This window comes from Plantactinospora sp. CA-294935 (assembly GCF_050936445.1).
Lineage (GTDB): Bacteria > Actinomycetota > Actinomycetes > Mycobacteriales > Micromonosporaceae > Plantactinospora.
Genome location: NZ_JBNJMU010000001.1, coordinates 5,988,961 through 6,011,094, shown reverse-complemented (window position 1 = coordinate 6,011,094; position 22,134 = coordinate 5,988,961). Strand labels below are relative to the sequence as shown.

Genomic DNA, 22,134 nt, shown 5'->3' with positions numbered 1-22,134 from the left:
CCATCTCGATGCACCTGCGAGGTTATGACACCGCAACAGATTAAGTCAATCGATGAAACAAACCGGTGCCACGCATACCTGACCGCCCGACGCCGGCCGCTCGCGCCGGACCCGGAGGCCGGCGGGTTGCCGCCGTCTGCCATCCTCGGGGCGGTGACGACCGGCCAGCCGACCAGACGCCGCACCCGCCGCCGCCCCCGGAGCCGTACCAGCCGGATCCTGCTGACGCTCGCCGCCGTCGCGTCGGCCGTGGCCGTGCTCGCGGTGGCCGTGGTCGCCGTGCTGCTGCTGCGACCGCCGGGTCCACGTCCGCTCTTCCAGCTGCCGGTCGCCTGTGGCGAGACCTGGCAGCTCGGGACCTATCCCGGGCACGACGACTACGACGTCGACCTCTTCCCGACCGAGGGCGAAGCGTGGGGGCGGCCGGTGCTGGCGTCGTACGCCGGTCGGGTCACGGTGGCCGGGATCAACGGTTCGGTCGGCGGCCGTACGCCGGAGGACCCGGACGGTCCGCGCGGGCGGGGCGGCGGTTACTGGGTGAAGATCGACCACGGCGGCAAGTGGGAGACGCAGTACCTGCACCTGCTCGAACCGCCGCTGGTCCGGGTCGGTCAGCGGGTGGAGCAGGGCGAGCAGATCGGGCGGGTCGGCAGCACCGGCAACTCCGGCGCCCCGCACCTGCACTACGAGCAGCGCCAGGGCTGGCAGAAGGTCGAGACGTACTTCGACGGCGAGCCCTCCGGGATCACCCACGACGACACCGAATACACGGTCACCCGGACCAGCAACAACTGCGCCGCCGGGCAGCCGTAACCCGTCCTCCGGACGCCGTCGGCCCCGAGAGTCACGATAGACAGCTTTCTATATTGATGCTCCGGGCATATGCTCGCGGTGCCCTGCCGGCAGCAGCGCGACGCCGGCCCGGCGGACGACCGTCGGATGCTGGCCACGGAGGAACGCGATGCCACGGCGATCCGGAACCCCGCGCTGGGCACTGTGCGCCGTCGTACTGGCGCTGGTGCTGCCGGTGCGGCCCGCCACCGCCGCCCCGGCCGCGCCCGGGCTCCCGGACGGCCACGACGCCCGACCGCCGACCGCGCCGACCGGGCTGACCGCGTCCGGGGTGACCGGCACCGGGGTCACCCTCAGCTGGCGCCCGTCCACCGACGACGTGGCGGTGGTGGCCTACGACCTCTACGCCGGGCGGTCCCTGGTCCGGTCGGTCCCCGGCACGACCGCGACCGTCGCCGACCTGGTGCCGGGGACGACCTACGCGTTCGTGGTGACCGCCCGGGACGCGGCCGGCAACGTCTCGCCGGCCAGCAACCGGGCGACGGCGACCGTCGGTCGGCCCCGGGCTGCCGACTTCGCCGTCTTCGGCTTCAGCCAGTCCGACGTGCACGAGGAGGATCCGCAGGTCTACGAGCTGGTCCCCGATGTCACCATCCGGGCCATCGGGAAGTGGTCCACCAGCGGCGACGAGGCGGCCGACTACAACTTCGACCAGATCCGGCGCTACCACGCCAAGGGCATCACCTTCATGGGCAGCGGGACGGCCAGCGTCATCTTCCCGCACGACTTCGCCAGCACCGAGATCTTCGACGACATGTCGACCCGGGACGCCGACAACAACCCGGTACCGCACGACGAGTTCGGATTCCCCGATCCGGCCCGCCGGGGCAACATGTTCAATCCGAGGTACCGGGAGTACCTGCTCGACTGGGCCAAGATCCAGATCGACGGCGGGGTGGACGGGATCAACCTCGACGAGGTGAACGCCGGGTTCAGCGGTGGGCAGAAGTACGGCTTCAACGGCAACGAGGGCTTCGACGACCACGCCATCGCCGACTTCAACCGGTACCTGCTGGCGAAGTACCCGGCCTTCACCGCCGCCGACTGGAAGTCCCGGTTCGGGATGACCGACGACAACCTCGTCCGCCCCGACGTACCCGCCGACGACCTGACCCGCAACTTCAACTACCGCGACTACCTGCGGGCCAACGGCTGGAACCTCGACCCGCTCACCGCCGCCAACCCGATGGCCGCCGAGTGGGGGCGGGTGACCGCCAACCGGATGTACGCCGACGACCTGTCGTTCACCGTCAGCTACCTGCGGCGGTACTGGAAGGAGATGGTGGACGAGCTGCGGGCGTACGCCCGGGACACCGCGCACCGCCAACTCCTGGTCAGCTCGAACGGGCTGCTGCCGTACGTCGACTTCAACAGTGTCGGGATGTACCCGTGGAACCCCGACGAGCAGACCCCCGACTTCCGGGGCGCCGACTACGTGCCGGTGGTCGACGGGCACCTCGACGGCGCCAAGTCGTTGCAGGCCAACTACCGCTATCTCAAGGAGCGCAACCGCGAGATCGCCGGTGACGTGCCGGTGGCGGTCTTCATCGACTGGCCCAACGACATGATGACCGACTACCAGAACCTGCCGCCGGCCCAGAAGCAGGACTACTGGCAGATCTTCGGCGCCGAGGCGTACGCCAACGGGCTCTTTCCGGCCTTCCACCTCAAGGACACGGTCGGTGGCCCGACGGCCGAGCAGTCCGGGATGCTGGGCTTCTTCCAGACGTACACCAGGTTCTACCGGGAGCACCGGGCGCTCTACCGGGACAACGAGCACGGTCCGCAGGGCGTACGGGTCGGGGTGGGCAACGTCGCGGCGAGCCTGCTGGTGCAGCGGGGCAGCGGGGCGCGGACACTGCACCTGGTCAACCACAACTACGACCGGGGGATCATCCCGCAGACCGGCGTCGACCTGCGGGTGGAGCTGCCGTCCTGCCCCCGGCGGATCGAGCTGGTCTCGCCCGACTTCGCGGGGTCGCGGGTGCCGGCCTGGTCCTGCCGGCACGGCCGCCTGTCGGTCACGGTCGACCGGCTCGACTACTACGACGTGCTGGTGCTGCGCTGACGGCGCCCGACGGCGGTGCGGACCGGACCCGGCTGCCGGCCGGTCAGCTACGGTGCGCCTCGCCGAGGGTACGGGCGATGTGTGCGTGCCGGTCGTGCTGCAGGGTGGTGGCGATCCGCACGTGCGCCCTGCCGTCGGCGTACGCGACGAACGGCGCACCGGAGGCGACGCCGATGCCGTCCGCGGCCAGCGACCGGATCGCGGTGCCGGCGTTGCGGACCTGCACCCAGACGGAGAGCCCGGCCACGCCGGTGGGCGCCAGCCCGTGCTCGTGCAGGGCCCGGACCATCCGCTGCCGGCGCTGCCGGTAGCGGCTCCCGGCCAGCCGGATCGCCGCCTGTGTCTGCGGGTCGGTGAGCATCTGCGCCAGGGCGCGCTGGGTCAGCACCGACGGCCAACTGCCGGTCGCCTTCTGCCGGGCACGTACCCGGGACACGACCCGCCGGATCCCGGCCAGCGCGCCGACCCGCAGGTGCGGCCCGTGCGACTTGTTCCAGCTCCGCACCAGGAGGGTCTGCTCCGGCAGGTACTCGCCGAGCGAGACGTCCGGGGTCGGGGCGAGTTCGTGCGCGGTGTCCTGCTCGACGATCACGATGTCCCGGCCGGCGAGCATCGGCGCCAGCGCCTGGGCGCGGCGCCGGGACAGCGCGTGGCCGTGCGGGCTGGCCATCCGGGACTGGAACAGCAGCATCCTGGGCTGGGCGGTCAGGGCCAGTTCGAGCGCCTCGGGCAGCGGTCCCTCGTCGTCGCAGATCACCGGGGTCGCCCGGGCCCGGTGGTCCTCGACGATGTCCAGCAGCGACGCGGCGGCGACCTCCTCGACGACCACCCGGTCGTGCGGGTGCAGCAGCACGTCGGCGACCCGGTGCACGGCGTCGTGCGCACCGCTGGTGACGGTGAAGTCCTCGGCCTCGAACGGCCAGCTCGCGTGCAGGACGGCGGCCAGGTGCGGGTCCACGGTGTCGTCCGGATAGCTGCGCCAGCGGGTACCGAGCACCGCCTCGGCCATCGGGCCGGCCAGGTCCGGCAGCAGCGCCGGATCGGGAAAGGCGGTGGAGAGGTCCAACCCGACCCGAGCCGGGGCCGGGAGGCTGGCGTAGCGGCGACCGGCCAGCCGACCCGGGCCGCCCACGAAGCTGCCGTGCCGTCGGTCGGAGTGGATCAGCCCGCGTTGCCGCAGTTGGGCCCAGGCCGACGCGATCGTCGTCGGACCGACGTGCAGTGCGGCGGCCAGGGCACGCACGGTGGGCAGGTGCAGCCCCTGGCCGAGTTCGCCGGAATAGATCAGGTGGCCGAGCCGGTCGGCGATCCCCCGGGCCGACCGGTCGGTGAGCATCAATGCGAGGGCGCTGGCGTGCAGCCGGTCCGACTGGCGCCCGGGCACCGCGTCGGCGTCCCTGAGCTGGTCGGTGATCCGTGGCTGCGGCACCCCAGCGATCATGGCTCTTGATACATCGCCGTCCATGCCCGGGGCAACCATGTTGAGGCATTCTTGAGCTTTCGTCGAGCGGGCCCGAAGACCGAACAAACGCGAACAGCGACCCCACTGTGGATCTTCACGCACACCGCTAGCGTTCAGGCACGGTCGATCTACGACTACTGATGTCGAGTCGAAAGGTCCCGCGATGCTCAAGACCCGCCCCCCGTTGTTATACGCCGCCTGTGTCGGCCTGGTGGCCCTGGTCGGATCCACCGCCGTCGCACCCACCGCCACCGCCGGTCCCGGCCTCGCCGAAACCGCCGTCACCGCCCGGGCCACGGCCATCCCCACCCCGGAACAGCACTTCGGCTTCAAGATGGGCGCCGAAGGGAAACTGGCCGGCTATCCCGACGTACTCCGCTACATGAAACTCGTCGCGGAACGGTCCGACCGGGTCGACTACGAGACCATCGGGCGCACCACAATGGGCAACGAATACGCGACCGTGCTCATCAGCGCGCCGAAGAACCTGCGCCGGCTGGACCGCCTGGTCGAAATCAACCAGAAGCTCTCGGACCCGCGCAACACCAGCCCGGAGCAGGCCCGCAGGCTCGCCGAGGAGGGGGTGCCGTTCTACCACCTGGAGGCGACGATCCACTCCAGCGAGGTGGGGAACGGACAGGCGATCAACGACATCGTGCACCGGCTCGCCACCGAGGACTCGGACTTCACCAGGAACGTCCTGAACAACTCGGTCATCGTGCTGGTGCCGTCGCAGAACCCGGACGGCCAGCACCTGATCATCGACCACTTCAACAAAACCGCCGGCACGAACTACCGGCGGACCTACCCGGACCTCTACCAGAAGTACACCGGGCACGACGACAACCGCGACTGGACGATGTTCACCCAGATCGAGGCGCAGTACCGGCTGGCGCTGGAGAAGAAGTACCGGCCGGCGATCGTGCACATCATGCACCAGAAGGGCAACACCGGCAGCCGGATCTTCGTACCGCCGTATGGGGGGATCACCAGCGAGAACGTGCCGGCGAACATGAGCTCCTCGGTCTCGGCGATCGGCCAGCACGCCGCCCGGTCGCTCGCCGCCGCCGGCAAGACCGGGGTCGGCAGCCTCGACTACCACATCTTCTGGACCCTGGAGCAGCCGGTCGGGTTCTTCCCGTTCACCGGCTCCGGCGTCTACCTGACCGAGATCGCCTCGGTGACCGACTACGCGTACCCGCAGGTGTCGTCGGACGGTCGCCCGCTCGGCCCGCAGCAGGCCCGGATGAGCCTGATCGAGCCGTACCGCTCGAACACCTGGACCCTGGCGGACATCGTCGACTACGCGAAGATCGCCACCTACGCCGGGATGGAGTACACCGCGGACAACGGCCGGGAACTGCTCTACGACAACCTGTACGCGGTGCCGCACGAGTACATGACCAAGGGCGTACCCGCCGGCAGCTACGCGTTCGTGGTCGACGCGGACCAGCGTGACCCGTACGCCACCTTCGAGATGCTCCAGCGCCTGGAGTGGACACAGGTGGAGATCGAGCGGGCCACCTCGGAGTTCGTCGCCGACGGGAAGCGCTACGGCGCCGGCTCGTACGTGATCAAGATGCGGCAGCCGCGCGGCAACTGGGCGCACCAGGTGCTCGGCACCGACAAGTACCCCGAGGTGCGCGACTGCACCGAGTGCCCGGTGCTGCTGCCGTACGCGGAGGCGACCACCAGCCTGCCGCTGCAACTCGGGGTCGACGTCGCCGAGATCCGCGCGCCGTTCCAGGCCAGCCTGGAACGGGTCACCTCGGTGAAGCTGCCCCAGGTGACGATGCCGCCCGCTCCGGGCGACAGGGGCGCCTACCTGGTCCGCCCCGAGTCGTACGGGACGATCCAGATCGTCTCGGCGTTGCAGGACGCGAACATCCCGACGTTCCGCGCCGCGAAGGGGTTCAGCGCGCCGGGCGGCAGCTATCCGGCCGGTACCTACGTCGTGCCGGCCACCCCGCAGGCCCGCAACGTGCTGGCGACCGCGTCGGCCAAGGTCGGCCTCCAGGTCACCGCGGTCGCCCGGGCGCCGCGCGTCGCCGGGGTGCAGCTCAAGCCGCAGACCCGGGTCGGCCTGTTCCGGGGCATCGGCAACATGCCGGGCGGCTGGGACATGTGGCAGTTCGACCAGTACGGCGTCAACTACGACGTGGTCGCCGCGCAGGACTTCCAGCGGAAGTCGCTGAACGAGCTGTACGACACCATCGTCCTGTCGCACGGCATCTCCAAGGACGACATCGTCGAGGGCCTGGACCCGAAGGAGTACGCCGAGGAGTACTCCTGGGCCTACGGGGTCGGCGACAAGGGGTGGCGGAAGCTTCAGCAGTTCGTCCGCAACGGTGGCACGCTGCTGGCGATCGGCAGCTCGGTGGCGACGGTGCAGGAGCTGCTGAACCTGCCGATCAAGCCGGCCCTGCCCGACGACGAGGACCAGTTCGTCACCGGTGGCAGCCTGCTGCACCAGGAGTTCGACCCGGACAACCCGGTCGCCTGGGGCATGCCGGAATCCTGGCCGGTCTGGCTCTACGACACCCAGGCGTGGGAGCTGACCGGCGCGGGCGGGACGGTGGTGTCGAACTACCCGGCCGAGGGTGAGGTGCTGGCCAGCGGATACCTGCGCGGGGCCGAGCACATCCGGGGTGCGGTCAACACCGCGTCCTTCACCGTCGGCAAGGGGCAGGCGGTGACGTACGGCAGCGAGATCACCTTCCGTACCCTGCCCCGGGCGCAGTTCAACCTGCTGTACAACGCGATCTACCACGGCCCGGCGGCCGAGGTGGACGCGACCGGGCTCCAGCAACTCCGGACACGGTTCGGGTCGGACGGCGCGCTCGCCGCACGGTAGCGCGGTCGGCACGACACCGGGTCCGGGTGGTCACCGTCGAGGTGGCCACCCGGACCCGCGCGTCGGCTCCCCGGTGCCGTCCGCCTGCGCCCGTGGTGGTCGGCGCGGCACAGCGGTCGCGCTGCTCCGGGCGGCGCTGGACCCGCCGCCGCCCCCGCCGCCGACCCGCGGAGACCGGTCGGGCCGCCGGAACCGGCCGGGTAAGGCCAGCTGAAGCGAATCGTAAGGGCGCCCGGGCAGTGTTCTGGTCGACAGCGACGACACGACAGGAGACACCCCGATGCGCAAGATCATCAGCTCGACCTACATCACCCTCGACGGCGTCATCGACAACCCGGTGTGGACGGCCCCGTACTTCGACGAGGAGGCCGGTGCGGTCGCCGCCAGCCAGACCGCGGCCGCCGACGCGCTGCTGATGGGCCGGCACACCTACGACGGATTCGCCGCCACCTGGCCGAAGATGGACGAGAGCGACCCGAGGACCGGTGCCGCGTACTTCAACAGCGTGCAGAAGTACGTCGCCTCGACCACCCTGACCGAACCGGAGTGGAACAACACCGAGGTACTCCAGGGCGACCTCGTCGAGGCCGTCACCCGGCTCAAGGCCCAGGACGGCGGGGACATCCTGATGTACGGATACGGCGTGGTCACGCACACCCTGCTCAAGGCCGGCCTGCTCGACGAGGTCCGGTTCTGGATCCACCCGGTCTTCCAGGGCGGCCCGACGTTCAGCTCGGCGCTCTCCGACGTGACGACGACGCTGGAACTGGCCGACACCCGGGTCATGAAGAGCGGTGTCATCATCGCCACCTACCGGCCGGCCGACGCCTGAGCCACGGTGGGCCCGGGCCCCGCCCGGGTCCACCTCCGCCCGGCCACAGCCGCGCCGCACCGGGTGGCTGACGAACCCGGCACCGCCCGGGTCAGGCCACCAGCCGCAGGTGGCCCTGCCGGCGGTTCACCTCGATCTCCCAACACTGGCCGAAGCCCTGCACCCGGCTGAGCTGGATCCGTCCGAACCGCTCGGGGACGTCCGGGTCCAGCACGAACCGTCCGTCCCGGGCCTCCAGGCCGAACATGGTCCGCAGGAACAGCAGCGGTGCGGCACTGGCCCAGGCCTGCGGGTTGCAGGCGGTCGGGTACGGCACCGGAACCCGGCCGAACGAGCGGTCGTAGCCGGAGTACGCCTCCGGTAGCCGGTTGTCGGAGTACCGGGCCGCCTCCATCATCGCCTCGATGATCCGGTTCGCCTCCGCCCGGAAGCCGTACCGGGCCAGCCCGTGCGCGATCAGCGAGTTGTCGTGCGGCCAGACCGTGCCGAGGTGGTAGCCGATCGGGTTGTAGCCGCGATCACCGGTCGAGAGCGTACGCACGCCCCAGCCGGAGAAGAGTTGGTCGGACATGAGCTGCCGGGCCAGGATCGCGGCCCGCTCCGCCGGCACGATGCCGCTCCACAGCAGGTGGCCCATGTTGGAGGTCATCGCGTCGATCGGCTGTTTGTCGCCGTCCAGGCCGAGGGCGTAGTAGCCGCCCCGGTCGTCGAGCCAGAAGTCCCGGTCGAACCGGTCGGCCAGCTCGGCGGCCTCGGCGCGCAGCCGCCGGGCCAGCTCCGGGTCCGCGTACGGGCCGTCGGCGAGTTCGGCCATCCGCAGCTTCGCGTCGTAGGTGTAACCCTGGATCTCGCAGGTCGCGATCGGCAGCACCGGAATCGTCCCGTCGGCGGACTGCACCCCGTTCCAGGAGTCCCGCCAGCACTGGTTGCCCAGCCCCTGGCTGGACCGGGTTGCGTACTCGACGTAGCCGTCGCCGTCGGAGTCGCCGTACTCGTCGATCCAGCGCAGCGCCGCGTACGCGTTGTCCCGTACGTCGTGCAGGAGTTGGTCGTCGCCGGTCCAGCGCCAGTACTCGGAGAGCAGCACCAGCCAGAGCTGGGTGGTGTCGGAGGCGCCGAAGTACGGGTTGTGCGGCTTGACACCGAGCCGGGTCAGCTCGCCGCTGCGGTACTCGTGCATCATCTTGCCCGGCTCCCGGTCGGTGAAGTCGTCCAGCTCGGTGGCCTGGTGCGCGGCGAGGGTCAGCAGGGTGCCCCGGGCGAGTTCCGGCCCGCCGATCATCGCCTGGTACGCCGTGATCAACGAGTCCCGCCCGAACACGGTGAGGAACCACGGCAGCCCGGCAGCGGTGATGACGACCCGCTGCCCGGAGACCTCCTTTTCGACCCGCATCGACACCAGGTCGGCCACGGACTGGTGGTAGACGTCGCAGAGCAGGTCGGAGTCGGCGTGCACGTCCGGTCGGCTGGCCCGCCACCGGCTGGTCGAGTCGTTGCCGCCGCCGCCGACCTCGAACACCTCGCCGAACTCGCGGCGGGTCGGCACCACGTCGATGTTGACGTACCGCAGCGGCACGTGCAGCTCGACCTGCCAGCTCTCCCCCGGGTGCAGGTCCAGGTCCCAGACCAGGTCGTCGCCCTCGATCCGGGTCGCGGGCGGGATCGCCAGCACCTGGGTGCGGGCGGTGAAACCCTCGTTCTCGTACCCGAAGCAGAGCTGGGAACCGTCGGCCACGTGCTGCCGGACGATCTGTCCGGACCGGTCCCGGAGCTGCTCCTTGATCTCGAACAGGTCGGCGAAGTCGGCGTCGACCGCGAGCCGCAGTTCGATCGGCACCCGCTCGTCGGCGAAGCACTGCACCGCGATCCGCTCGAACATGCCCTCGCCGACGAACCGCTGCCGGCGGATCCCGATCCGGTTGGCGGGCAGCTCGGGCAGCTCCGCGTTGGCCAGGAAGAAGGCCGCCGAGAACGGGTCGACCGAGCTGGACCCGAGCAGCAGCGGTCGGACGCCGCCCAGCAGGAGTTGCCAGCGGCTCAGGAAGCGGGTGTCCTCGTGGACCAGCCCGCCGATCGAGCCGGGCGGCACGTCTCCGACCGCGTCGGAGAGCATGAACGACAGCCCGTCGAGTACGCCGATCGCGTTCGGGCCCAGCTCGGGCGGCAGGTCACGATCCGTCCCGCTCGGTGCCTGGCCGCCCGGAACCGGCTCGGGGCTCGGGTCGGCGGGAGTGGGCCGCCGTCGACCGGTCGTCGTCACGCGCACCTCCGAGAGGGGAGCGGATTGCGTGCATATAGCCCGTAATGCTACCTGGCGGCAGCCCTGCGGCCTGGCTAAACGCCCGGACGCGGGCCGGCGCAGCCTCGCCCCCGACCCGCCGGGCACCGCACCGGTCCGTCGCCGACGGCGTCCAGTTCCCCGCCAACCTCCGTCCAATCGATCTCGTGAAGCTGGCCCGGGTCGCCACGCCCGCCGAGCGGCGGACCCGACCGCACCACCGGGCGGCCGCGGTGCGCCGGCGGCTCGGCAGGCAGCGGCGGCAGACCGGCCGGAAGCGGACGGGGCCGCCGCCAGCGGGGTGCTGGCGGCGGCCCCGGAAACGCTCCGGACCTCTCCGGTGCCGGGTTACGGCGCCGCCGTGGGCGGCACCACCTGGACGACCGCCCACTGGTTGCGGTGGCCGGGCTGGAGCAGGTCGAACCGGACACCGAAGTTCAGTCCGACCTCGCCCGGGTTGCCGGTGCCGGTCAGGACTCCGCCACCCAGGTCGATGCCGTACTGGCCAGGCGCCGGCTTGCCGTTCTTGTCCACGGTCCGCACCGAGTACGGCGCGTTGCCCTTCGAGGGCAGCACGACCGACGCGTCGGCGTCGCGGAAGAACAGCGGGTTCGCGGCGTCGAGGTCCGGCCGGTACTCGATGCCCGGGTACCAGCCCCTGCTGTCGGTGAACGACCTGACCCCGGGCTGCGACTTGAACTTGGTGCAGTACGCGCTGAACGGCTCGTTCGGCGCCTCGAAACACTCGGTGAACGGGTACGTCTTGCCGAACCCGAACGCCGCGTTCGACGACTGCGGCCGCGAGGGCAGGTTGTCCAGCCCCGAGGGGTCCTTCGCCGCCGCCGTGCCCTGCCGGCGGTACGGGTCGAAGTGCGAGTCCACGATCAGCAGACCGCCCTTGGAACCGACGCTCGGCGGGTCGAACAGGTTGTTGAGGGTCAGGTTGAGGTCGCCGTAGCTGGTGTCCCGGTACCAGACGAGCATGCCCGGGGCGTTGTACGGCACCCGGTCCACCTTCCAGGCACCGTCCCGGCTGTAGTTCGTCTGGTACGCGTACTTCAGGCCCTCGTCGAAGCCGTCGTGGTTACGCCACTCGGCGAGGTAGTAGTGCGCGAACGAGAACTCGCCGGGCGAGATGGCCCAGCCGGCCCCGGTGGTGGTGGTGAAGCTGCCGACGGTCGCGGTCCAGCCGTTGGCACCGCTCTCCACGTCGTCCGACCAGACGGCGGCGCCGTCCGCGGTGACCGAGAAGTCGTCGGTGAACCAGCCGGTGTCCTCGAACCCGGCGTCGGTGGCGTACCGCAGCCGCAGTTGCACGGTCTGGCCCGCGAAGCCGGTCAGACTGACGTAGTCGTGCCGCCACTCGCCTCCGGTGCTGCCGGTCAGGCCGTACTTCTTGTCACCGTAGTCGTGCATCCGGCCGTTCGGGTCGGCGTAGCCGTCGTCGGTGGAGACGAGGTTGCCGGCGGAGTCGAAAACCTTCTGCTCGGCCCAGGTGTTGCCACCGTCGGTGGAGACCTCGACGAAGCCGAAGTCCCAGTCTGCCTCGATGGAGTAGTTGTTCCAGAGCCAGAACCGCACGTCGCCACCGGCCGGCACCTCCAGGGTGCGGGTCAGCCGTACGTCGGCCCAGGACTGGTCGTTGCTGGTCCACCACTGGCCCTCCCCGCTGTGCGGGGTGGAGAGGGTGATCTGCTTGGCCGGCAGGTTCACCCGGACCCCGTCCTCGGTGCCGACCGGGGTACGCGAGGTCTGCCCGAGCTTGACCCGGGCCGGGTCGTCGCCGGGGTTCAGGATGACCGGGTCGGCCCAGCCCAGCACGAACTTGTCCCAGAGGCCCATGTGGGTGGGGATGCCCTGGAAGATCGGGCCGGTGTGCGAGCCGGACGACATCAGGTCCCAGAAGTCGACGTCCGAGTCGCCGCCGGAGCCGATGTCGTACAGGTCCGGCAGGCCGAGGTCGTGGCCGTACTCGTGGGCGAAGACGCCGACACCGGAGTCCTCCGGCTGGACGATGTAGTTGCTGATCATCTTGTCGGTACCCGGGATGGTGTGGCCGGGCACGATGGCGGACGAGTGTGCCCAGATCGCGTACGCGCCCTCGGCGCCACCGCCGCCGGACTTGTCCTCACCCGCGTGCACCAGCACCAGGTGGTCGACCACCCCGTCCGGCTCGTTGAAGTTGCCGTCACCGTCGGCGTCCGCGGTGTCCTCGATGTCGTAGTCGGCCCACGGGAAGTCCGGGTTCTGCGCGGCCAGCACGTTGACCGCGTCGACGCCGAGCGCGCCGGGCCCGGCCGGGTTGTCCGGGTGCCCGTTCATGTCCTGGCTGGCCCCGGCCACCCACTCGCCGTCGACCTGCGTGCAGGTGTCGGCGCCGTACCACGCCTCGGAGTGCGGCACGGTCACCCAGGGGGTCGCCTGGCCGTCCACCGTGTACGCGCCCTTGGACATCTCCAGGTACATGTTGCGCATCGTGTACCCGCGCAGGTCGATGCCGCGCCGGCCGTCCGGGCCGCGCAGGTCGGTGCGGACCCGCTCGGTGATGCCCTCCCGGCTGTAGAGCATCTTGTTGTAGAACTCGGTGGAGAAGTCCGGCACCCACATCGAGTTGTTGTCCGGGTGCGAGGCCTTCGCCGGGTTCGGGATGTTGTTGTGCAGCGGCCCGTTCTGGACGTTGCCGGGCACGCACTCCCGCTCGTTCTCCGGCGTGGTCGCGTCGTCGAACGTCGCGCGTGGCACCATCACGCCGGTGAAGTCGTCGTCCGCGTCGGGGTTGAACTCGACCAGGATGGTCAACAGCTTCGCGACCTGCGTCTCGTCGGCCTGCTTGTAGCGGATGTGCCGGGGGTTCTTGCCGGTCCGGATCGCCTCGGCCTCGGTCTTGGCCAGGCCCCGGGCCGCCACCGGGTTGCCCTCGACGAACTTTCGGCCGAACGCGGCGACCGGATCGGGCCGCTCCTGCTTGACCTTGCGCTTGCCGCCCTGGACCGCCACCTCGGGGCCGTCGCTGGGCCGCTCGACCTTCGGGTCGACGTAGTTGATGTAGTAGTCCCGCTCGGTCGGCGTGAACCGGGCCGCCCGGTCAGCGGTCGCCGGCTCGGCACCGCTGATCGCCACCCCGGCCGCCGCGACCAGCAGCACGGGTACCGACGCCGCGAGCAGGCGCTTGCGCCCGCCCGCCCATCTCATCCCCCCGCTGACTGTCAGTCGTTGCACGTCCCTCCCCTTCCGCGCTTCCCTGAGCGAAGCAATCACCCCGCGCATCCGCTCGGACACGCGGGCAACGACAGGGACGCTATGCGACGGCACGGCCATGGACAACCACCGTTGTCTTTTCGGCATCACAGAACCGTCCAACCGGGCAGTTCGCGCTTGTCCGTCCATCACGTACGTTCCCGGCCAGCAGCCGCGACGCCCCCGCACCGGTCCCCCGGCCACTCGGTCCGGGCACCGAGCGGGACGCCCGACATCCCCGCCCCCGGCGCGGAGCGGGCCGAAGCGCGCCGGGTCCGGCCGCTACCCGGACCGCTTCGCCGGCTGTCTCGACCGGGCAGGTCCGGACCGTCCCGACTGGCGCAACAGCCAGCCGGCCGGCTGCTCGCGGACCTGGTCGATGGAGGTCAGCGCGGCACCGATCACGGCCGCGTCCGGACCGAGCAGGGCAGGTCGGACGGTCACCGGCGCCCAGTCCGTGGTCAGCACCCGCTGGTCGATCTCGGCCCGGGCGTTGGCGGTGAGCCAGGACGCCAGCAGCGAGAAGCTGCCGCCGAGGAGTACCGAGCCGATGTCGAGGATGTTGAGCATGTCGGAGAGCGCGACGCCCAGCGCGGTGCCGGCGACGTCGAGCGCGGCGAGGGTGTCGGGGCGGCCGGCGTCGGCCCGGGCGGTGATCTCGGCGTCCGGAGTGCAGCCCGGCGGCGCCGGCTCGGCGCCGAGGATCGCCTCCAGGCTGGCGTAGGTCTGCAGGCAGCCCCGGGAGCCGCAGGGGCAGGGCTTGCCGTCCGGATAGACGGTGACGTGGCCGAGTTCGCCGCTCCAACCCCGCGAGCCGCGCATCAACCGTCCGTCCAGGACGATCCCGGCACCGATACCGAGCCCGCCGGAGACGTAGACGAAACTGTCCAGGGTGTGGTGGGTGGCGTACAGCTCGCCGAGCGCGGCGAGGTTGGCCTCGTTGTCGACGGTGATCGGCAGGTCGAGGTGCCGGGTGGCGGCCCGCAGCAGCGTACCGGCGTCGGCGTTGCGCCAGCCCAGCGCCGGGGCGGACCTGACCAGCCCGGCATCGACCGGACCGGGCACGGCGAGGGTGGCGGTGACGACGGCGAGATCCTCGGCCGCGACGGCGTGCACGGCGGCGTCGGCCATCCGGGCCAGGTCGGCCAGCACGGCCGGGGCGCCCCGGTCGGCGTAGCTCGCCGGGGCGAAGGCCAGGTGCCGGACGGTACCGGTGAGGTCGACGACGCACGCGGCCAGCCCATCGGCGCGGATGTCGAGGCCGAGCCCGGCCGGTCCGCGGTCGGAGATGGTCAGCCCGACCCGGGGCCGGCCGGCCCGACCGTCGTGGGCGAGGCCGGTCTCGGTGACGAGTCGACCGGCGAGCAGGTCGTCGACGATCCGGGTGATGGTGGGCCGGGTCAGCCCGGTGACCGAGGCGAGTTCGGTACGGGAGATCGGGTGCGCGGCGCCGAGGATCTGCCGGAAGACGAGTTCGAGGTTGATGCTGCGTAGGCTCTCCTGCCGGACGGGCTGCTCGACCTGCCGGGGTCGGCTCGGCCGGATCGGTCCGGTCATGCCGGCTGCCGGACGCGCTCGGCGAGTACGGCGGCCGTCGCCACCGACAGGGCGCCGTCGACGACGACGGTGACCAGGTGCCGGGTGATCGTCTCGGCCGGGCCGAGCACGAGCGGCCGGTCCCAGGTCAGCGACGAGCCGACGCCGAGATAGTCGCGGGCCCGGACGAACCATTTGTCCCGGGCGGTGGTGTCGTCACCCGGCACGAAGAGCACGGTCCACGGGCCGGCATCGCCGGTGGCGGTGACCGCGACCCAGCCGGTGAGGCTGCCGTTGACGGCGGTCGCGTCGGTGCCGGCGGGGCTGAGGATCCGGGCGGTGTCGGCGACCGCCGGGCCGCGCCAGAAGAACCCGCCGTAGCCGGCCCCGGCCCGGCCCTGGGCCGCCGGGCTGCGGATGGTCAACGGCCGGTCGGTGACGTTGGCCAGCCGGGTGTGCAGGCCCAGCGTCCAGGCGGTCCCGTCGACCGGCCGGCAGGTGATGGCGCGCTGCTCGGCCAGCAGCGTGCGGTCGTGCGCGTCCGTCCAGACCAGCGTGTGCACCAGTTCCTCGCCCGTGTGCCGGAGCCAGCGCCGGTGCCGTTGGAAACCGTGGTTGTCCAGCCAGGCCGGGCCGTGTCCGGCCACGAAGGTGCGCCCGCCCCAGAAGTTGCGCCCGCCGACGTCCGGGGCGGCGATGCTGATCCCCAACTGGTGCGGGTGCGAGTCGGGGGCGGCGTCGGTGACCGTACTGCCGGCGAGGGTGCGCACCGGGTGCAGGTAGGGGCGTGGGGACATGGCCAGCGGCAGGTCGGGCCGCCAGGTGTACCGGGCGACGTCGCGACCCTGGACCCGGAGTACGGCGGTGCCGGGCGGCCGGTCGGCGAGCACCGGATCCGGTACGCCGGGACGTGCCATCGTTACCTCGCCGCCTCTCGTCGCCTGGCCCCCGTGGTGCGCCAACCGCCGAGGTTCGCCGCCGGCCCGGACGGCCGCGCCACCGGGCTCGACCCGACGGCTGGCGCTCACGACCGTGCCGCCTCGGCCGGGATCGCCGCCACCGCGCCGGCGAGGTCGGCGACCTGTCGGGAGCGTAGCCTGCCGTCGGCGACGACGGTGACGATGCGCCGGTGCAGCCGGCCGCCGGGCGCGACGACCAGCGGCTGCGTCCAGGCCAGCGCGGAACCCACCCCGGCGTAGTCGCGGCTGCGCACGAACCACAGGTCGGTCCGGTGCGGCCGGTCCGCCGGGACGAAGATCAACGTCCACGGGTCTGTGCTGGCGCCGGTCAGCGCCAGCCAGGCGGCCCGTCGACCGTGCAGGTGCCGCTCGCCGGTCCGCTCCGGACCCAGCACGTGCACCCGGCGGTCGCCGCGCCGGGCCCGCCAGAAGAACCCGCCGTACCCGGCGCCCAGCCGCCCGTTGGTGGCGGGACTGGCGATGGCCAGCGGCTCGGCGGTCACGTTGGTCAGCTCGAAGCCGAAGTCGAGCGCCCACGCCTGCCCGGTGAGCGGCAGGGCGGCGATCCGCCGGCGCTCGTGCAGCAGCTCGGTGCCGTCCGGGCCGACCCAGCGCAGCTCGTGGCGTACGTCGGTGCTGGTCCGGACGGTCCAGACGCGATGGTGTTGGGTGCCGTGGTTGGGTAGCTGCACCGGCCCGTGCCCGGGCACGTAGGTGCGCCCGCCCCAGAAGTTGGCGCCGCCCACGTCGGCGACCGCGACGCTGACCCCGAGGTGGTGCAGGTGGTCCTCCGGCATCGACTCGGTGACCTCGGTGCCGGCGAGGGTGCGTACCGGATGCAGGAACGGCCGGGGCGACACGGTGCGGGGCAGCCGCGGCAGCCACACGTAGTCGGCGACGGCCCGGCCGCCCAGGCTCAGCCTGACGGGGTCGGCGGCGCTCTCCCGGTCGTGCATCCTCGCCTCCTCCCGGGGTGGCTGCCCGGCCGTCATGCCGGGCGGTCCGCTCGGCCGGCATCGGTGACGCAGAAGGCGTCGAACTCCGCCGTGCCGGTGCCGGCCAGCGGACCTGCTGCTGGGCCGGATCCGGGAAAGTCGGCGGACCCCTGTGCCGGGTCCTCCGGCGCCGCCTGCGCTGGTGCGGTGGCGAAGAGGCCGAGGATGGCACCGACCCAGTGGCCGGCGGTGGCCGGAAACGGCGGGCCGACCGGTCGGGGCGGCTCGGGTCCGACGGCGGCGAGGAACTGGCACCGCCCGTCGGGGAAGACGTCCACCCGGAGCAGCACCGGGGCGGGATCCCCGTCGGCCAGCAGCGGTACGTCGAGCCCGGCGGCGTCGTCCCGCTCCCGCTCCCCCGCGCCCGCCGTACGCCGCACCAGCACGGCGCCGTGCGCGGTGCGCAGCAGGCCGGTCCAGGCGTAGCTTCTACCGAGTACGGCCAGCCCGGCCCGGGCGCCGGGGCCGGTACCGGTGAGCCGCAGCCGGGTGCTGGCCCGGAACCGGTCGGCGGGCAGCCGCTGGCCGAGCAGGTTGGGCAGTCCCCGCAGGTCGTCGCCGGCATCGGTGGGTACGCAGGCCAACCGCAGCCCGCCCGCCGGCCGCAGCGTCCACCAGTCCGGCCGGGGGTTGGCGGCCCACGCCCACTGCGGCCCGAGCCGCGGCCCGGTGAAGTCGTCACCGGCGGCCGGGGCGGTGACCGGGCTGACCGGGGTGACGGCCGGCTTGGCGTGCCGGAGCACCGGCCGGCCGGGCCCGTCGCCGAACACGCCCGCCGGCTCGCCGGCTCGGTCGACGGCGCGGCCGGTCGGTGTGCCGATCGCCGGCCAGCCGTCGGCGGTCCACCGCATCGGTTGCAGGTGCACGACCCGGCCGAAGGCGCCCTTGTCCTGGAAGTGCAGGAACCAGTCCTGTCCCTGCGGGGTCGTCACCCAGGCGCCCTGGTGCGGTCCGTTGATCGCGGTGTCGCCCCGGGCCAGCACGATCCGGTCCTGGTAGGGGCCGAGGACGTGCCGGGACCGGAACGCCGACTGCCAGCCGTCGGTGACCCCGCCGGCCGGCGCGAAGATCCAGTACCAGCCGTCGCGGCGGTAGAACTTCGGGCCCTCCAGGGTGCGGTAGCCGGGCAGCGCGGCACCGTCGACGACATCCCGCCCGCCGTCACGCAGCTCGGTCGCGTCCGGACTCATCCGGTGGCAGGTGAGCCGGTTGTTGAAGCCGGCCCGGCTCTTCGCCCAGGCGTGCACCAGGTACGCCGAGCCGTCCTCGTCCCACAGTGGACAGGGATCGATCAGACCGCGACCGGTCTTGAGCGGGTGGGGCCGGCTCCACGGACCGGCGGGGTCGGCGGCGGTGACCACGAAGATCCCCCGGTCCGGGTCGGGATAGAAGATCCAGAACCGGCCGTCGTGGTGCCGGATGGCCGGCGCCCACACTCCGCGGCCGTGCTGCGGGGTCCGGAACTCCTCCTCGGGCTCCAGCCGGGGCAGCGCGTGGCCGACGATGGACCAGTTGACCAGGTCCCGGCTGTGCAGGACCGGCAGTCCGGGTACCCGGTGGAAGCTGGACGCGACGAGGTAGTAGTCGGCACCGACCCGCACGATGTCGGGGTCGGACCAGTCGGCGTGCAGCACCGGGTTGCGGTAGGTGCCGTCGCCGTTGTCGGCGACCCACGGCCGCCGGTACCCCGCCGGTCGTCGCCGCTCTGCCGGTCGTCGCTGCTCTGCCGGTCGTCGCTGCTCTGCCATCGGCGTGGCGCCCTCCCCGTCCTCGGCCGGCTATTTCAGGCCGGTGGTGGCGATGCCCTTGACCAGGTACCTCTGCCCGGCGATGAAGAACCCGATCACCGGGGCGAGCGACAGGAACGACATGGCGAACATCTGCCCCCACTGGGACTGGCCCTCCGAGTCGACGAACTGGCGCAGCGCCAGCGGCACCGTGTACAGCTCGGAGTCGGTGAGGTAGATGAGCGGGCCGAAGAACTCGTTCCAGACCGAGATGAAGGTGAAGATCGCGGTGGTGGCGAAGGCGGGCATGCAGAGCGGCATGATCACGCTCCAGAAGGTCCGGAACGGCCCGCAGCCGTCGATCCGGGCGGCGTCGTCGAGTTCCCGGGGCAGCGCCCGCATGAACTGCACCATCAGGAAGATGTAGAACGCGTTGGTGGCCAGGAAGTTCGGCACCAGCAGCGGGTAGTACGTGTTGATCCAGCCCAGCTTGGCGAAGACGATGTACTGCGGCACCAGCAGCACGTGCCCGGGCAGCATCATGGTGCCGAGCATCAGGGCGAAGAAGAGCTTGCGGCCGGTGAAGTTCAGCCGGGCGAAGCCGTACGCTGCCAGTGAGCAGGACAGCAGGTTGCCGACGATGCTCAGCACGACGATCACGAACGAGTTGGCCAGGTAGACGCTGAACGGCTGCTCCAGCGCGACCCACCCGTCCGGATAGTTGCTCAGGTCCCAGTCCGCCGGCCACAGCGACAGGTCGGTGAAGACCTGCCGGCTCGGCTTGACCGAGCTGGAGACCATCCAGAGCAGCGGATAGAGCATCACCGCGCCGACCAGGCAGAGCAGTACGTGCCGGGTGAACCGGGACCGGCGAGTGCTCCCCACCCGTTCGAGGTGGCTCTCCTCCTCGGCCCGCCGCCGGGCAGCCCGGGCCGGAGTCTTCGTCTCGATCGACATGGCGTGACCTCAGTTGTCGTAGAAGACCCAGTACTTCGCGGCCAGGAAGTTCAGCGCGGTGAAGGCCGCGATGATGACCAGCAGCATCCAGGCCATGGCCGAGGCGTAGCCCATGTTGAACTGGGAAAATCCCTGCTGGTAGAGGTAGAGGTTGTAGAACATCGTGGAGTCGGCCGGGCCGCCGGTGCCGCCGCTGAGCACGAAGCCCTGGGTGAAGGTCTGGAACGACGTGATCAGCGACTGGATCAGGTTGAAGAAGATGATCGGACTGAGCAGCGGCAGCGTCACCGAGCGGAACTGTCGCCACTTCGACGCCCCGTCCATCGCGGCGGCCTCGTAGTACATGGTCGGGATCTGGCGCAGCCCGGCGAGGAAGATCACCATCGGCGAGCCGAAGGTCCAGATGTGCAGCACGATCAGGGTGGTCAGCGCCCAGTCGGGGTCGGAGGTCCAGCCGGGTCCGTCGATGCCGAACCAGCCGAGGAAGGCGTTGACGATCCCGTCCAGGCCGAAGATGTACCGCCAGAGCAGCACCACCGCGACGCTGCCGCCGAGCAGCGACGGCAGATAGAAGACGGCCCGGTAGACGGACAGGCCCCGGATGCCGCGGTTGAGCAGCATCGCCACCCCGAGCGCCACGACCAGGGAAAGCGGCACCGAGACGAAGGTGTAGACGAAGGTCACCTTCAGCGACTGGCGCAACAGCGGGTCGTGCAGCATCTCGGTGAAGTTCTCCGCGCCGATCCAGCGGGGCGCGTTGAGCAGGTTGTAGTCGGTGAACGCCAGGTAGAGCGAGGCGAAGAACGGGATGACCGTGAAGAGCATCCCGAGGAACCAGGGCAGCAGGAACAGATAGCCGGCCCGGTCCCTGCCCGGCCGGGCCCGGCGGGCGGCGGGCACCCGCGGCGGCGTACCCGGATCGAGCCGGACCGCGGCGCCGGCCGGCGCTCCGGTCGTCGTGCTCACGGTCGGCCGTCCCCCGCCGGGGAGGATGCCCTCACCTGCCGAGCGCCTTCCGACCGGCCTCGACGAACGCCTTCGCCGCCTGCTGCGGGGTCTGTCGCGTGAACTCGACCTCGGCGGCGATCGACTCCAGGGTGGCGGCGATCTTCGACGAGCCGGGTGGATAGGTGTACGAGCGGGGCAGTTGCTCCCGCTGCAACCCGCCGAGGTATTCGGTGGCGACCTGGTCGTCCCGGCTCAGGGTCGCCTTGATCTCGTCGGCCACCGTCGAGTTCGCCGGCACGCCCCGGGTGGTGCCGGTGGCCTTCGACGCCTCGACATCGTTGACCAGGAAGTCGAGCAGCCGCAACGCCTCGGCACGGTGCTTGGAGGCGGCGGCGACCGACCAGAGGTGCGGGCAGTCGACGGACTGGCCGCGACGAGAGCTCTGCGTCTCGCCCGGGATGCGCAGCAGGGCCAGGTTGCCCCCGGCGGCCGAGTTGAAGGCCAGCAGGTTGTTGGTCGGGATGATCTGCGACGCGATGGACCCTCTGGCCAGGTAGGACTGCTCCGCCGACGCACCGATCTTCTCGATGAACCCGGCCGGCGGGAAGCCGCCCTCGGCGCGCATCGACTCGACCATCCCGAACCAGTCGGCGACGGTCGCCTCGCTGACCCCGAGCCCGCCGTCGGCGGTGTAGAAGTCCTCACCCCGCTGCCGGGTGAAGACGATGATGTTGGCCAGGGTGTACGCCTCGAAGTTGGTGCCGTAGACCTTGCCGCCGCTGGCCCTGGTCACCTCCCGGGCGAACCTCGCCAGGTCCGGCCAGTTCCAGGTGTCGCCGTCCGGCACCGCGACGCCGTACTTCTCGGTCAGCGTCCGGTTGACGACGAAGCCGATCGCGTTGAGCCCGGCCGGTACCCCGTAGGTCCTGTCGCCGACCGCGGCCAGCGCCCGGGCGTTCTCGCTCAACCCGGTCAGGTCCACCGCGTCGGCGTGCTGCCCGAGGTCGAGCAGCGCGCCCCGGTCGGCGTACTCGCGCAGGCTGTCCATCCGCATCGCCATCACGTCCGGCGCGTCTCCGGCGGCGAACCGGGTGGCCAGCTTGTCCTTGTACGGTCCGCTGTCCTGGTATTCGGTCCGCACGGTGACGCCGGGGTTCTTCCGCTGGAAGATGTCCAGCGCGGCCTGGGTCTTCTCGGCGCGCTTGGCGTCGCCCCACCAGACCATGTTGAGCGCGACGGTGCCGCCCTCGGCGTCGTCACCGCCGCCGAACCCCCGGCCGCATGCCGAGGCGCCGAGGCCGAGACCGAGGCCGGTGAGCCCGGCCGTCCTCAGCACGGCCCGGCGGCTCATCGGCGTCCGGGCGACTCTTGCCGTTCGGTCAGTCACGGGATCCCAGTCCCTTCAGGAGTTGCCGGCGGCCACCGGTGC

General features: G+C 71.4%; 14 protein-coding genes. 4 read left to right on the top strand and 10 right to left on the bottom strand.

The genetic code is table 11. The features are described from left to right. Positions 1 to 153: 153 nt before the first annotated feature. Both ACQEVC_RS26655 and ACQEVC_RS26650 read left to right on the top strand, forming a co-directional pair. The gene (locus ACQEVC_RS26655) at positions 154 to 813 is read left to right on the top strand and encodes a M23 family metallopeptidase (RefSeq protein ID WP_432882556.1); all 660 of its coding nucleotides are present in this window, start codon (positions 154 to 156) and stop codon (positions 811 to 813) included. Between the two features lie 148 nt (positions 814 to 961). After that, on the top strand, positions 962 to 2,920 hold the full coding sequence (locus ACQEVC_RS26650; RefSeq protein ID WP_432882554.1) for a fibronectin type III domain-containing protein: 1,959 nt from the start codon (positions 962 to 964) through the stop codon (positions 2,918 to 2,920). A gap of 43 nt (positions 2,921 to 2,963) precedes the next feature. Here the strand turns inward: ACQEVC_RS26650 and ACQEVC_RS26645 are convergent, their stop codons facing one another. Beyond that, positions 2,964 to 4,349 carry an aminotransferase class I/II-fold pyridoxal phosphate-dependent enzyme gene (locus ACQEVC_RS26645; protein ID WP_432882552.1) on the bottom strand — a complete coding sequence of 462 codons (1,386 nt, stop codon included), beginning with the start codon at positions 4,347 to 4,349 and terminating at the stop codon, positions 2,964 to 2,966. A gap of 196 nt (positions 4,350 to 4,545) precedes the next feature. Here ACQEVC_RS26645 and ACQEVC_RS26640 point away from each other — a divergent pair, with 196 nt between their 5' ends. Together ACQEVC_RS26640 and ACQEVC_RS26635 are read left to right on the top strand one after the other, a co-directional pair. Then, positions 4,546 to 7,236: a M14 family zinc carboxypeptidase gene (locus ACQEVC_RS26640; RefSeq protein WP_432882549.1), complete on the top strand. Its 2,691-nt coding sequence runs from the start codon at positions 4,546 to 4,548 to the stop codon at positions 7,234 to 7,236. A gap of 280 nt (positions 7,237 to 7,516) precedes the next feature. Next, positions 7,517 to 8,068, top strand: coding sequence for a dihydrofolate reductase family protein (locus ACQEVC_RS26635; protein ID WP_432882546.1), 552 nt, complete (start codon positions 7,517 to 7,519; stop codon positions 8,066 to 8,068). A gap of 91 nt (positions 8,069 to 8,159) precedes the next feature. Here ACQEVC_RS26635 and ACQEVC_RS26630 read toward each other — a convergent pair whose 3' ends face one another. From ACQEVC_RS26630 to ACQEVC_RS26590, 9 genes are all read right to left on the bottom strand, one after another. Then, positions 8,160 to 10,334 carry an amylo-alpha-1,6-glucosidase gene (locus ACQEVC_RS26630; protein ID WP_432882543.1) on the bottom strand — a complete coding sequence of 725 codons (2,175 nt, stop codon included), beginning with the start codon at positions 10,332 to 10,334 and terminating at the stop codon, positions 8,160 to 8,162. Positions 10,335 to 10,694: 360 nt separating this feature from the next. Beyond that, the gene (locus ACQEVC_RS26625; protein WP_432882540.1) at positions 10,695 to 13,565 is read right to left on the bottom strand and encodes an immune inhibitor A domain-containing protein; all 2,871 of its coding nucleotides are present in this window, start codon (positions 13,563 to 13,565) and stop codon (positions 10,695 to 10,697) included. Positions 13,566 to 13,865: 300 nt separating this feature from the next. Beyond that, the gene (locus tag ACQEVC_RS26620; protein ID WP_432882537.1) at positions 13,866 to 15,140 is read right to left on the bottom strand and encodes an ROK family protein; all 1,275 of its coding nucleotides are present in this window, start codon (positions 15,138 to 15,140) and stop codon (positions 13,866 to 13,868) included. After that, entirely contained in the window at positions 15,137 to 16,147 is a 1,011-nt protein-coding gene (locus ACQEVC_RS26615; RefSeq protein WP_432882535.1) for a PmoA family protein, read from the bottom strand. Before ACQEVC_RS26615 ends, ACQEVC_RS26620 begins: the two co-directional genes overlap by 4 nt. Then, a complete protein-coding gene (locus ACQEVC_RS26610; protein WP_432882533.1) occupies positions 16,144 to 17,034 on the bottom strand; it encodes a PmoA family protein in 891 nt (296 codons plus the stop codon). The genes ACQEVC_RS26615 and ACQEVC_RS26610 overlap by 4 nt, the downstream gene beginning before the upstream one ends. A gap of 32 nt (positions 17,035 to 17,066) precedes the next feature. Then, entirely contained in the window at positions 17,067 to 18,821 is a 1,755-nt protein-coding gene (locus ACQEVC_RS26605; RefSeq protein ID WP_432882530.1) for a glycoside hydrolase family 43 protein, read from the bottom strand. 30 nt (positions 18,822 to 18,851) lie between these two features. Further along, a complete protein-coding gene (locus ACQEVC_RS26600) occupies positions 18,852 to 19,757 on the bottom strand; it encodes a carbohydrate ABC transporter permease (protein ID WP_318395639.1) in 906 nt (301 codons plus the stop codon). A gap of 9 nt (positions 19,758 to 19,766) precedes the next feature. Then, positions 19,767 to 20,723, bottom strand: coding sequence for a carbohydrate ABC transporter permease (locus tag ACQEVC_RS26595; protein ID WP_432882527.1), 957 nt, complete (start codon positions 20,721 to 20,723; stop codon positions 19,767 to 19,769). A 31-nt stretch (positions 20,724 to 20,754) separates the two neighbouring features. Next, positions 20,755 to 22,092 carry an ABC transporter substrate-binding protein gene (locus ACQEVC_RS26590; protein ID WP_432882524.1) on the bottom strand — a complete coding sequence of 446 codons (1,338 nt, stop codon included), beginning with the start codon at positions 22,090 to 22,092 and terminating at the stop codon, positions 20,755 to 20,757. Positions 22,093 to 22,134 lie beyond the last annotated feature (42 nt).